Raw genomic sequence first — 12,075 nt, forward strand, 5'->3', positions numbered from 1 at the left:
GGCGCTGCGACAGCCGGCGCACGGCGGGAACGGGCGGAGGCCCTGCGTGACGGTGACGGCGCACGCACTGGCGGTAGTGGCGACGGCCACGCCTGTCCCCGGGCCGGATCTGGCCGCGCGACCGGGCCTGTTCCACCCGGGTGCGCTGACCGTCACGCTGCTCGTGATCGGGATCGTGGGCGTCCTCCTGTTCGTGCCGGTCGTCATGACCGCCCACCGTAGGAGGGGCGCTGTCGCGCTCTGGGCGCCGACTCTCGTGTCTGCATCGGTCTTGCTCGGTGGCGCCATCGGCGGTGCGCTGCTCTACCACCGCGACGAGGAGCAGCACCTGGATGACTACGCGGACTGGGTCGCGGCCGTGGACGCCGCACAGCCCGTGCTGCGGGACGCGCTGGAGGCTGCGTACGGCATCACGATCGAGGATTGGGAGCGGATCCCGGTAGAGCCCGGGGCGTTCGACCACCTGACGATCACGCGCGCCGACGGCACGGTCGACGAGTGCTGGTTCACGCTCGAGGGCACCTACGACGTGCGGTGCGGTGAGATCCGCAGTGCGGGCACCGAGCTGCCGCTCGTGCCAGACGCCTCCCGCTGAGGTCGATCGGCGACGCTAGGCACGCACCGTGACGTCCGCCGGGTGGCTGGCGGCGCACTCGGGCCGTAGGTGGCCGACGATCCGCGACCCGATGCGCTCGAGCTGCCCGACCTCCTCGGGGGTGAGCTGGGCGAAGACGTGCTCGCGCACGGCGGCCACGTGCCCGGGGGCGGACTCGACGACCTTCTGCCAGCCGTCCTCGGTGAGGATCGCGAGCGTGTAGCGGCCGTCGCTGGGGTCGGGGGTGCGGCGCACCCAGCCGCGCTGCTCGAGACGCGCGACGATGCGGGACAAGTGGGAGAGCGTGACGTTGGCGGTGTCGGCGAGCTCGCTCATGCGTCGGGTGCGTTCGGGGCTCATCGACAGCCAGGACAGCGCCTGGTACTCGGCGTGGCTGAGGCCGGCGTCGCGCTGCAGCTGGGCGTCGAGGGCGGCGGGCAGCCAGATGACCGTGCCGGCCAGCGCGAGCCAGGCGCGCTGCTCGTCGGGGGTGAGCCAGCGGGGTGCGTCGACGTCTGTCATGTGCGTCACGATACGCCGCGTTGACTTGACGCGGAAAGTCATCCGGTTCAGGATCACTTTCCGTAGCAAGTCATCCGTGCCGCCTCGTGCGAGCACCCAGCGAGGAGGACCCCATGCGCGCAGCGCGCTTCCACCAGTTCGGCGAGCCGCAGGTGCTGACCGTCGAGGACGCCCCCGCGCCCCACGCCGGCCCCGGCGAGGTCCGCATCCGCGTCGCCGCCGCCAGCGTCAACCCCATCGACTGGAAGCTGCGCGCCGGGCACCTCGAGGCCGTCTACCCCGTCGACCTGCCCGCGATCCCCGGCCGCGACGCCGCCGGCACCGTCGACGAGATCGGCGAGGGCGTCACCGACGTGCAGGTCGGCGACGCAGTGTGGGGCCTGGGCGGCCTGGCGGCGACCAGCGCCGAGCTGGCCGTGCTGTCCGCCTACGCGCCCGTCCCCTCCACCTGGTCGCTCGAGCAGGCCGCCGCCGCAGGTCTGGCCACCGCCACGGCCGCGGGCGCGCTCGACGCGCTCGGCGACCTGCAGGGCCGCACGCTGCTCATCGAGGGTGCGGCCGGCGGCGTGGGCAGCGCCGGCGTCGAGCTCGCCGTGGCCCGCGGCGCCACCGTGATCGGCACCGCCAGCGAGCGCAACCACGAGTTCCTGCGCAGCCTGGGCGCCATCCCGACCACGTACGGCGAGGGCCTCAAGGACCGCGTCGCCGCCCTCGCACCGCAGGGCATCGACGCCGTGTTCGACACCGCCGGGTCCGGGTCGCTGGCCGACCTGATCGAGATCGTCGGCGACGCCGGCCAGGTCGTCACGGTCGCCGACTACACGGCCGCGTCGCTGGGTGCCCGGCTGGTCAGCGCCGAGAACGACTCCGCGCGCCTGCGTGCCGCCGCCGAGCTCGGCGAGCAGGGCGCCTACACGCCCCGCGTGGAGCGCACCTTCCCCCTGGCGGAGATCGCCGACGCGCACGTCTACGTGCAGGGCGGCCACACGCAGGGCAAGGTCGTCATCACGCTCTGACCGCACCAGCACCGACGACACCGCCGCGCCACGACACCCCGTGGCGCGGCGGTGTCGCGCACGGCCGGTCGCGGCGCGCCAAGATCGGGGCATGGAGCACCTGCCGGTGGGACCGGGCGGGCATGTGATCGTGCACGGCCTCGAAGGGCTCGGCCTGCGGGTCGTCGAGCACCTCGTGGCCCTCGGGCTGGACGTCGTCGCGGTGGACGACGGTGCCCGGCCGGGGGCCGTCCAGGCGGCGACCGCCCTGGGGGCCGTCGTCGTCCCGCACCACGACGGCGCGGCCGCGGCGCTGAGCGCAGCCGGCCTGCGGGACTCCCGGGCGGTGGTGTGCCTGTCGGCGACCGACCTGGGTGCGCTGGAGACCGCACTGCTCGCACGGCGGCTGCGCCCCGAGCTGACGGTCGTCGCCCAGATCCGCAACCCGGCGGTGGCGCGGGCCGTGCGGGCCGACGCCGACGTGCTCGTGCTGGACGTGGCGACCATCGCCGCACCCGCGATCGTCGAGGCGTGCCTGGGTGAGCAGGGCCACGGGCTGCGGGTGGCCGACGAGGTGGTCCAGGTACGGACGGTCGCCGCACCGCACGACGGCCAGCTGCGCGACCTGTTCGGCGAGGACCTGGTACCCCTGTCGGTCGAGCGCCTGGACGCCCCCGGTGAGCCGGCCGTCTGCCCGGGGCGCGACCTGCTGGTGGCCGCGGGCGACACGGTGGCCTTGCTGGGGCCGGCCGCGGCGTGGGCCGAGATCGCCCGGCAGCCTGCCGCCGAGCACACCCCGGGCAGGTCGACGCCCGTCGGGTCGGCCCCCGGCACCCCGTTGACCGAGCCCCACCGTCACCGCGGGCTACCGGGGGGACGCCTACGGCACTGGGGACAGGCCGTGGCCCGCGCCACCGACGTGCGCCTGCGCCGCGCCCTGGCCGCGCTGGTCGTGCTCGGCGCGCTGTCCGTGGTCGTGCTGCTGGTCGGCTACCAGGAGCCCGACGGCACCCGGATGACCCCGCTGGACGCGCTGTACTTCACCGCCGAGACCATCGGCACCATCGGTTACGGCGACTTCAGCTTCCGTGAGCAGCCCGACTGGTTGCGCGCCTACGCGGTGCTCCTCATGCTCGCCGGGGCCGTGCTGGCCGCCCTGACCTACGCGCTGCTGACGAACCTGCTGGTCTCGCAGCGACTGCAGGAGTCGTTCGGCCACGGCCAGGTGACGGGCTTGCGCGGGCACGTCGTCGTGGTGGGCCTGGGGTCGGTGGGGGTGCGGGTGGTCGAGTCGGTGCTGGCCGCCGGCGCACCCGTGGTGGTCGTCGAGGCCAACGAGGGCAACCGCTACCTGGCGCAGGCCAGGGCCCTGGGGGCCAAGGTCGTGCTGGGTGACGCGACGCTGGCCGGCACGCTCGAGCTGGTGAACCTGGACCGCGCCCGTGCGGTGGCCGTGCTGACCTCCGACGACCTGACCAACCTCGAGGTGGCGTTGGCGGTGCGCGACTGGTTGGGCGGGACGGACCGCGTGACCGTGGCGATGCGGCTGTTCGACCGGCGTCTGGCTGCCACCGTGCGGCAGGCGTTCGGGTTCACGCACGTGCGCTCGACCGACGAGCTGGCAGCACCGTGGTTCGTGGGTGCCGCGCTCGGCCTGGAGGTGCTGGGCACGTTCCTGGCGGGTGACGTGCCGTTGCTGCACGCCCGTGTGCAGGTCACGCCCGGCGGAGGTCTCGACGGCGCGCGCCTGGACGCCCTGACCGGGCGCAGCCGCGTGCTGTCGGTCCGCCACGCGGGTGAGCAGGCCGCGCACCGCGTGGTGCGTCGGTGGACGACGTTGGAGGCCGGCGACGAGGCGTTCGTGGTGGGACCGCACGAGGAGCTGCTGGCCCTGCTGCGTCAGGACGCGGTGACACACCGGGAGTGACGAGCGACACGGCGCCCGTCGGTCGGCGCCGTCATATAGTGAACAGCGTGTCCAGTAACGCGCGACCGGCCCGCCCGGGCCGGCCGCGATCCCAGGAGCGCCGCCTCGCGGTGCTGCACGCCGCCGCCGAGCTCGCGCTCGAAGCCGCCGCAGCGCCGACCATGGACGCGATCGCCACCCGCGCCGGCGTGTCCCGGACCACGCTCTACAAGTGGTGGCCCTCCCCCTCCGCGGTGCTGCTCGAGGGCCTCCTGGAGCACTTCCACGAGAGCATCGAGCTCGACGACGCCCTCCCCGTGCGCGAGGCGCTGACCGGTCAGGTCGACGCCCTCGTGCACCTGCTGCGCGACACCGCCGCCGGCACCCTGCTGCGCGGACTCATGGCCGCTTCGAGCAGCGACCGTGCGGTCGCGCAGTCCATGCTCGACACCTGGCTGCTGCCACGTCGCGAGCACGCCGTGCACCACCTGCGCCGCGGCATCGCCGACGGCAGCCTGCGGCCCGGCACCGACGTCGAGATCGTCACCGACGCGCTCTTCGCCCCCGTCTACCACCGGCTCGTGTGGGGGCACGCCCCGCTCGAGGACGACCTCGCAGCCCGGATCTGCGACCTCGTCTGGTCGGGCATCGCCATCACCTGACCGCCGCCCTCACCTCACTGACCCCCACACCTACCCCCGCACCAGAGAGAAGACCCCGATGGTCACCGTCGCCAAGAACATGGTCGACACCCTCGCCGCCAGCGGCGTGCAGCGCGTCTACGGCATCCCCGGCGACTCGCTCAACGGCTTCACCGACGCGCTGCGCGGCTCGGGCATCGACTGGGTGCACGTCCGGCACGAGGAGGCCGCCGCGTTCGCGGCCGGCGCCGAGGCCGCACTCACCGGCGAGATCGCCGTGTGCGTGGGCAGCTGCGGACCGGGCAACCTGCACCTGATCAACGGCCTCTACGACGCACAACGCTCACGCGTGCCCGTGCTGGCCATCGCCGCGCACATCCCCACCTCGGAGATCGGCAGCAGCTACTTCCAGGAGACCCACCCGCAGGACCTGTTCCGCGAGTGCTCGGTGTACGTGGAGTACGCCGTATCCGCCGACCAGATGCCCCGGATCCTGCGCACCGCCATGCAGGCCGCCGTCGAGCGCAAGGGTGTCGCGGTCGTCGTCATCCCCGGCGACGTCGCCCTCGCCGAGGCCGTGCACACCACGGTCAGCGCGGTGCGCGCCAGCACCCCGCACGTGGTGCCCGCGGACGACGAGCTGGCGCGGGCGGCCGCCCTGCTGGGTGCGGCGAAGAAGGTGACGATCCTGGCCGGTGCGGGTGCGGCCGACGCGCACGACGAGGTCGTCGCGCTGGCCGACCGGCTCGGCGCCCCCGTGGTGCACACGCTGCGCAGCAAGCAGTTCATCGAGCACGACAACCCGTTCGACGTCGGCATGACCGGCCTGCTGGGGTTCGCCTCCGGCTACCGCGCGCTGGAGGCGTGCGACACGCTGCTCATGCTCGGCACCGACTTCCCCTACCGCCCGTTCCTGCCCGAGGGCGCCACCGTGATCCAGGTCGACCTGCGCGGCGAGCACCTGGGTCGGCGGGTGCCGCTCGAGCTCGGGCTGGTCGGCGACGTCAAGGACACGATCGACGCACTGCTGCCCCGGCTCGCCCCGCGCACCGACCGCTCGCACCTCGACGACGCACTGGCCCACTACGCCAGGACGCGCACCAAGCTCGACGACCTGGCCACCCCGCGCAAGGGTGACCAGCCGCTGCACCCGCAGTACGTCGCCAGGCTCGTCGACGAGGTCGCCTCGGACGACGCGGTGTTCATCCCCGACGTCGGCTCCCCCGTGATCTGGGCGGCCCGCTACCTGCGCATGAACGGACGTCGCAAGCTCATCGGCTCGTTCATCCACGGGTCGATGGCCAACGCGCTGCCGCAGGCCGTGGGTGTCGCCTCGGCGTACCCGGGGCGTCAGGTGGTCGCACTGTCCGGTGACGGCGGCATCGAGATGCTGCTCGGCGAGCTGCTGACGCTCACCCAGAACAAGCTGCCGGTGAAGGTCGTCGTGTTCAACAACTCCTCGCTGAACTTCGTCGAGCTGGAGATGAAGGCCGCCGGGTTCGTCACGACGGCCACCGACCTGCACAACCCGAACCTGGCGGCGATCGCCGAGGCGGCCGGGCTCAAGGCGTTCCGCGTCGAGCGGTCCGAAGACCTGCCCGGCGCCCTGGCCGAGGCCTTCGCGTACGACGGGCCGGCGCTGCTCGATGTCGTCACCGAGCGGCAGGAGCTGACGATCCCGCCGTCGATCAAGCTCGACCAGGCCAAGGGATTCGCGCTCTACGCGCTGCGCACGCTGCTGTCGGGGCGGGGCGACGAGCTGCTCGACCTGACCCGGGCGAACCTGCGGCAGGTGTTCTGAGCGACCCGCCTGCGTCCTGAGGGACGGCCGCCGGGGCGGTCCGTCAGGACGCAGGCGCTGGCGCTGGCGCTGGCGCTGGCGCGACGGTGCCGGTGAACGGGTCGCGCGGTGTCAGGCAGTACGGCGAGTCTGCCGGGTCGCGCATCACGGTCCACCACTGCCCCGACCCGACCACCTGGGCGCCCAGTGCGGCGTGCTCGGCCGCCACGACGGCCTGCCGTTCGCCGCAGGCCAGGTCCAGGTGGGCCGTGACCGAGCGGCGCGGCCCGGGGTCGTCGAGCCGCTGCAGCAGGAACCGCAGCGGGATGCCGGCGGGGCGTTCGAGCGCGGCGAACTCCGGCCGGGAGCCGGCGTGCAGCGCCCACCCGGTCAGCGCCGACCAGAACGCACCCTCGACCTCGAACGCGTCCGGCGGCACGTCGAGGCACACCTGGTCCACGATCGACACGGCGCCGAGCGCCCCGGTCACGGGCGCCGGTCGGGTCCGCTCCCCGCGATCACGCACGAGGCAGAACACGAACCCGCCGGGCGAGACGAGCACCACGTGCTCGGCCCGCAGCGCGACCGTGGCACCGAGCCGCTCGGCGAGTGCGGTGTGCGCGTCGACGTCCTCCACGTGCAGGTCGACGTGCACCCGGGGCACGTCACCGATCCGCTGCACGCGCAGGTAGGCGTCGCCCTCGGCGGGCACCAGGGTCGCGAACTGCCCGCCGTCACCGCGCGGCTCCGACAGCGTGGTCGCGGTGACGGCGCGCCAGAACGCGACGCCTGCCGTGTGCTGCGCGGGCGGGAGGTCGAGGAACGCGGTGGTCCAGACGACAGCCATGGCGCGCATGCTACGGCGGGCGTCAGCCCTGGCCGTCGATCGCGGCAGGTCGCGCGGGCTGCCCAGGTGGGCGGGAGGACCGCCGCGCTGCTTGCCGCGCACCGCCGATCCCTGCCGCGAGCACCGCGACGGCGACGACCACCGCCAACACCGTGGGCGTCACGAGCTCGACGACCAGCGCCACACCCAGACCGGTCGCCACGGCCGTCCACCCCGCCGCCGGGTCGCACAGGATCGTCGCGGCGCAGATCGCCAGGACGGCCGAGACCAGGCACAGCGCGCCGACCACCACGTACGGGACCAGCGTGCCCCCGAGGATCAGGTCGACGCCGATCTCCTGACCGTGCACGACGCCCCAGGCGGAGTTCGCTGCGGCGGCCGCGAGCGCGAAGAGACCTCCGAGGACCGCGGCACCGCGGCCTGTCCGTTCGGCGGGCGTGCGGGGCGCCTGGGCGGCACCGGGCCTGCTGAGCACGATCACGGCGAGCATCGCGAGCAGCCCGAGAGGCACACCGGGCGGGAGGGGGTGGTCGATCGCGGTCGACTCACCCGGCAGGGGCACGGCGGCCGCACCGCCCGGCTGGTAGGTGAAGCCGAGGCGTGTCCACTCCCCCTGCTCGTCGCGCACCGCGAGCCCGTCGTCGTTGTCGGCCGCGTACACCCGGAACCCGTCGGCCGTGTGCTGGACGGCGACGGCCGAGGTCCACAGACTCGCCCCGTCCTGCTCGTACCGGCTCTCGAGCGCGGCGAGCTGCTCGCCGACGACCGCCCAGTCGACCTGCCAGGTGCGACCGCCGTCGTCGCTGCGTTCGACGCCCATCCCGACCTCGATCGGCCGGAAGCACGTGCGCAGCGCGCGGGGGACGCAGGCCGGGGTGCCCCAGTCGGCGCGCTCCGCGGGTGGGGTCCCGTCGAAGGGTGACCAGTGGGTCCCGTCGGCGGAGGAGTACCAGGCGTCGTCCTGGACGAGCACGACACCGTCGACGACGGTGACGTCGCGGGTGCCCTCGGGCAGGACCTGGCTGGTCGCGGCGGTGGCGAGCACGGCCACGGGCAGCACGACGAGCCAGCGCATCGTGCTCGGCACGCGGGGCCGCCGGCTGGGCCGTTCGCCGGTCATCGTGGCCCGGGCCACACCCCAGGCCACGGCCAGTGCCGGCACCATCAGCAGGTCTGTCGGGTCGGCCAGGACGAGACTGGGGCCAGCCACCGCGGTCAGCACCGCCGAGGCCGCATCGGCTGCGACCTGCGTGGACTTGACCAGCACGAACACGATCCCGGTGGAGGCCAGGCTCACGGTCGCCCATCCCTGGGAGGCCCGCCGTGGGTCGTCGTGCTGCCGTCGGGCCGCCGCCGCGAGGGCGGTCAGGGCCACGGCCAGCAGGGGTGGGACGACGACCAGCCAGGCGACGTCCGACGCCTTCCCGGTCCACCACGTGCCCACCCGGCCTTTGAGCAGGTGGTCGTTGACGAGCAGCAGCACCAGGGCCACGCAGGTGACCGGGTGGAGCAGCCAGGCGACGGCGCAGCGCACCGCCGAGCGTGGTTCACGCGTTCCATGTCCGTGCACAACCGCCCCCTGGTCGTCGACACGGTCGTATCGGCACCGCAGGTCCGGGACTTGACGACGACGGCCGGGCTGCCGCGGCGCCGGTGGGCGCGGGTGCGCGGGCGGCTCCTTGGCCCGCGCGTCTACAACGTTGTACTGTTGCGTTCGGTGGCACGCCGATGACGTCGTCGTCGGCGGACCGCGGTCCCACCACCCGTCACGATCCTTGCCGGAGGCTTGTCCATGCTGGTCAACCCACTCGTCCTGCAGCGCGCCGACCCGTGGGTGCTGCGCCACGAGGGCCGCTACCTGTTCACCGCCTCGCACCCGCGCTACGACCGCATCGTGCTGCGCGGGGCGGAGCACCTGGAGGACCTGCAGGACGCCCCCGAGCACACGATCTGGAACGCCCACGAGTCCGGTCCCCTGTCGCACCTGATCTGGGCACCCGAGCTGCACCGCGTGAACGGGCACTGGTACGTCTACTTCGCCGCCGCCCCGCACGAGCAGGGCACGGTCGACGCCCCCGGGGCCAACGAGACGTTCGCGCACCGCATCTTCGTGCTCGAGTGCGCCGACGAGGACCCGCTGACCGGCACCTGGGTCGAGCGCGGCCAGCTCGACACCGGCTGGGAGTCGTTCGCGCTCGACGCGACGAGCTTCGTGCTCGACGACGTGCAGTACCTGGTCTGGGCGCAGCAGGACCTGACGGTCCGCGGCCACTCCAACATCTACATCGCCCGCATGGACGACCCCACCACGCTCGGCACGGCCGCCGTGATGCTCTCCAAGCCGGAGTTCGACTGGGAGATCAAGGGCTTCTGGGTCAACGAGGGCCCGGCGGTGCTGGTCCGCGACGGCGTCGTGCACGTCACGTTCTCCGGTGCGGCCACCGGCATCGACTACGCGATGGGCCTGCTGACCGCGCCCGTCGGCGCCGACCTGCTGGACGCCGCCAGCTGGACCAAGCACCCCGACCCGGTGTTCGTCTCCGACCCGTCCGTCGACGTGTACGGCCCCGGCCACAACTCGTTCACCGAGACCGAGGACGGCCAGACCGTGCTCGTCTACCACGCCCGCTCGTACCGGGACACGATCGGCGACCCGCTGTGGGACCCGAACCGGCACGCGCGCGCCCAGGTGCTGCCGTTCGTCGACGGCAAGCCCGTGTGGGGCACGCCGGTGGCCGACGGACGCCCGACGCCGACGACCATCGACGTCCTCACGCCGGACGGCCGGGCGATCGAGCCCGACGCCTCGATCGCCGACGCTGCGCAGGGCGTCGGCGTCTGACCCCTCCGACACCTCCCCGACCGACACGGAGCGGCCGACCCTCACCGGGTCGGCCGCTCCGGGCGTCTCACCCCTCCATGCCGGGGCGCAGCTCGATGACGTCACCCGGGTGGGCGATCCGCTCGGCGATCTCCTCGGCCCGGGCGCGCGTGGCGCAGTCGATCAGGAAGAAGCCGGCCAGCTGCTCCTTCGTCTCGGCGTACGGCCCGTCGGTGGCGACCGGCCCGCCGGACGCCCAGCGGTAGACGGTCGACGCGGCCGGTGCGGCCAGGGCCAGGGCCGTGACCAGCTCGCCGGACTCCTCGAGCTCGGCCATGAGGGCGTCGAACGCGGCCCCGCGCTCGGCGTGCTCGGCCGGGCTCATCGCCCGCCCCTCGGCGGTGAGGTCGCCGGTGGGGTGCCCCCAGGGCTGGGGGTCGGCGTGGATGAGGATGACGTACTTCATGGTGCCCTCCGTGCTCTCGTCATGTCGGGCGCCCCGCGCGCCCTGCACCGGGGACGTCGGAGCCGGGCTGCGGTCCTCGACATCGGCCCCGCCAGGATGGCGGCACCCGCCACCCACGGCGAGCGGGCCGTGCCCGACGCCCCGCGGGGCGACCCCTCGGCCCCGTCGGGCTGCACGGTCTCGCCCGGGTGAACCTTGCTGGTCAGCGGGTCCACGGGCCTGCGCCGATGCCAGACTGGCTCGCCCCGACCGATTTGCCCGTCCCCGGCAGCGACCGGACGGGCCCGCACCACCGGTCATCGCACGGCGGAAGGCGAGGAGCATGGACAGTCGCCCGACGCTCGCCGCGCTCCGACGCGGCCAGGACCTGGCGTGGCTCGCCCGCCGGGTCGTGGCGTTCGGCATCGTGGTGGGCGCCCCCATCATCGCCGCCACGTGGTTCCGCGACGGGCCGCACGACGCCTGGGTGCGCTGGGGTTACCCGCCGCTGGGTGCCGTGCTCCTGGTGTTCGGGTGGATCCTCATCCGCCGGCCCGCGTGGGCCCTGCACGCCGCCATCACGATCCTCGTGACGCTCGAGGTGGGATGGGTGGTCATCGCGGTGGGTCGGATCGAGCAGGCGCCCGATGCGGTCACCGCCTGGACCTCGCTGATCCCCACCCCGCTGCTGGGTGTGGTCGTGTGCCTGATCGTGGGCTTCCTGTTCCAGAGCACCCGCACGGCCCTGCTGCACGGCGCCGCGTACACCGGCCTCATCACCGGGGCGATGGCGGTCGAGTTCTCGCGCCGCCCGGACGGCGGCGAGTTCGTGTGGCAGTCGGTGCGCTACGGCGTGTACCTGGGCGTGTTCCTGGTGCTGCTGCTGGTGCTCTCACGCGCCAAGGAGCACGTCACCTCGGCGGTGGCCGAAGCCGCCCGCGCCGATGCGACCGCGTCCCGCATGCGCGACATGGCCTACCTGGACGAGCTGACGGGCATCGCCAACCGCCGCCGCCTGCTGGAGGAGCTCGGCTACCAGGCGGGGCTGCTCGGCCCCACGCACCCCGTCGGTGTCCTGTACTTCGACCTGGACCACTTCAAGGTGGTCAACGACACGCGCGGTCACGACCTGGGCGACCAGGTGCTGCGGTCCGTCGCCGAGATCACCCGGCGTCACCTGCGGCCCGGCGACCTGCTGGCGCGGCTGGGCGGCGAGGAGTTCGTCGTGGTGGCCCCCGGCACCGACCACGTGCATGCCGTGCGCCTGGCCGAACGGCTGCGCCAAGCCCTGCCCGACGAGCTGGAGGCCGCCCTCGGGTTCCGCGTCACGGCCAGTTTCGGCGTCACCGACCTGCGCGCCGACGACTCTGCCGCCTCGGTGCTGCGCCGCGTCGACGGGTTCATGTACCGCGCGAAGGCCGAGGGCCGCGACAAGGTGAGCGCCGCGAGCGCCTGAACCCCACGAACCCTGGGGCGCGCTGCGAGACTACCGGGGCGCCCGTCAGCCGCCGAGGAACGCCCGC

11 protein-coding genes are annotated in these 12,075 nt (G+C 73.8%); 7 read left to right on the forward strand and 4 right to left on the reverse strand.

Annotated elements, in window-relative coordinates:
• The first annotated feature begins 46 nt into the window (after positions 1-46).
• The gene (locus ACTHAM_RS09460; protein ID WP_440686716.1) at positions 47-595 is read left to right on the forward strand and encodes a hypothetical protein; all 549 of its coding nucleotides are present in this window, start codon (positions 47-49) and stop codon (positions 593-595) included.
• 15 nt (positions 596-610) lie between these two features.
• Here ACTHAM_RS09460 and ACTHAM_RS09465 read toward each other — a convergent pair whose 3' ends face one another.
• On the reverse strand, positions 611-1,117 hold the full coding sequence (locus ACTHAM_RS09465; protein ID WP_440686718.1) for a MarR family winged helix-turn-helix transcriptional regulator: 507 nt from the start codon (positions 1,115-1,117) through the stop codon (positions 611-613).
• 113 nt (positions 1,118-1,230) lie between these two features.
• Between ACTHAM_RS09465 and ACTHAM_RS09470 the strand changes: the two genes are divergently transcribed.
• The 4 genes from ACTHAM_RS09470 to poxB all read left to right on the forward strand — a co-directional run bounded on the left by ACTHAM_RS09470 (position 1,231) and on the right by poxB (position 6,460).
• The gene (locus ACTHAM_RS09470; RefSeq protein WP_440686720.1) at positions 1,231-2,133 is read left to right on the forward strand and encodes an NADP-dependent oxidoreductase; all 903 of its coding nucleotides are present in this window, start codon (positions 1,231-1,233) and stop codon (positions 2,131-2,133) included.
• A gap of 91 nt (positions 2,134-2,224) precedes the next feature.
• Positions 2,225-4,039 carry an NAD-binding protein gene (locus ACTHAM_RS09475; protein WP_440686722.1) on the forward strand — a complete coding sequence of 605 codons (1,815 nt, stop codon included), beginning with the start codon at positions 2,225-2,227 and terminating at the stop codon, positions 4,037-4,039.
• 47 nt (positions 4,040-4,086) lie between these two features.
• Positions 4,087-4,680: a TetR/AcrR family transcriptional regulator C-terminal ligand-binding domain-containing protein gene (locus ACTHAM_RS09480; RefSeq protein ID WP_440686724.1), complete on the forward strand. Its 594-nt coding sequence runs from the start codon at positions 4,087-4,089 to the stop codon at positions 4,678-4,680.
• A 58-nt stretch (positions 4,681-4,738) separates the two neighbouring features.
• Complete coding sequence (gene poxB, locus ACTHAM_RS09485; RefSeq protein ID WP_440686726.1) at positions 4,739-6,460, forward strand: ubiquinone-dependent pyruvate dehydrogenase; 1,722 nt, start codon at positions 4,739-4,741, stop codon at positions 6,458-6,460.
• A 43-nt stretch (positions 6,461-6,503) separates the two neighbouring features.
• Here poxB and ACTHAM_RS09490 read toward each other — a convergent pair whose 3' ends face one another.
• Both ACTHAM_RS09490 and ACTHAM_RS09495 read right to left on the reverse strand, forming a co-directional pair.
• Positions 6,504-7,286: a VOC family protein gene (locus ACTHAM_RS09490; protein ID WP_440686729.1), complete on the reverse strand. Its 783-nt coding sequence runs from the start codon at positions 7,284-7,286 to the stop codon at positions 6,504-6,506.
• A 22-nt stretch (positions 7,287-7,308) separates the two neighbouring features.
• Positions 7,309-8,820 carry a hypothetical protein gene (locus ACTHAM_RS09495; RefSeq protein ID WP_440686730.1) on the reverse strand — a complete coding sequence of 504 codons (1,512 nt, stop codon included), beginning with the start codon at positions 8,818-8,820 and terminating at the stop codon, positions 7,309-7,311.
• A 258-nt stretch (positions 8,821-9,078) separates the two neighbouring features.
• On the opposite strand from ACTHAM_RS09495, the gene ACTHAM_RS09500 reads away from it, so the two are divergent.
• The gene (locus ACTHAM_RS09500; RefSeq protein ID WP_440686732.1) at positions 9,079-10,128 is read left to right on the forward strand and encodes a glycoside hydrolase family 43 protein; all 1,050 of its coding nucleotides are present in this window, start codon (positions 9,079-9,081) and stop codon (positions 10,126-10,128) included.
• A gap of 67 nt (positions 10,129-10,195) precedes the next feature.
• Here ACTHAM_RS09500 and ACTHAM_RS09505 read toward each other — a convergent pair whose 3' ends face one another.
• Entirely contained in the window at positions 10,196-10,573 is a 378-nt protein-coding gene (locus ACTHAM_RS09505) for a YciI family protein (RefSeq protein WP_440686734.1), read from the reverse strand.
• A 322-nt stretch (positions 10,574-10,895) separates the two neighbouring features.
• On the opposite strand from ACTHAM_RS09505, the gene ACTHAM_RS09510 reads away from it, so the two are divergent.
• Positions 10,896-12,008: a diguanylate cyclase gene (locus ACTHAM_RS09510; protein WP_440686736.1), complete on the forward strand. Its 1,113-nt coding sequence runs from the start codon at positions 10,896-10,898 to the stop codon at positions 12,006-12,008.
• Positions 12,009-12,075 lie beyond the last annotated feature (67 nt).

Source organism: Cellulomonas soli (genome assembly GCF_052036975.1).
Classification (GTDB): domain Bacteria; phylum Actinomycetota; class Actinomycetes; order Actinomycetales; family Cellulomonadaceae; genus Cellulomonas; species Cellulomonas soli_A.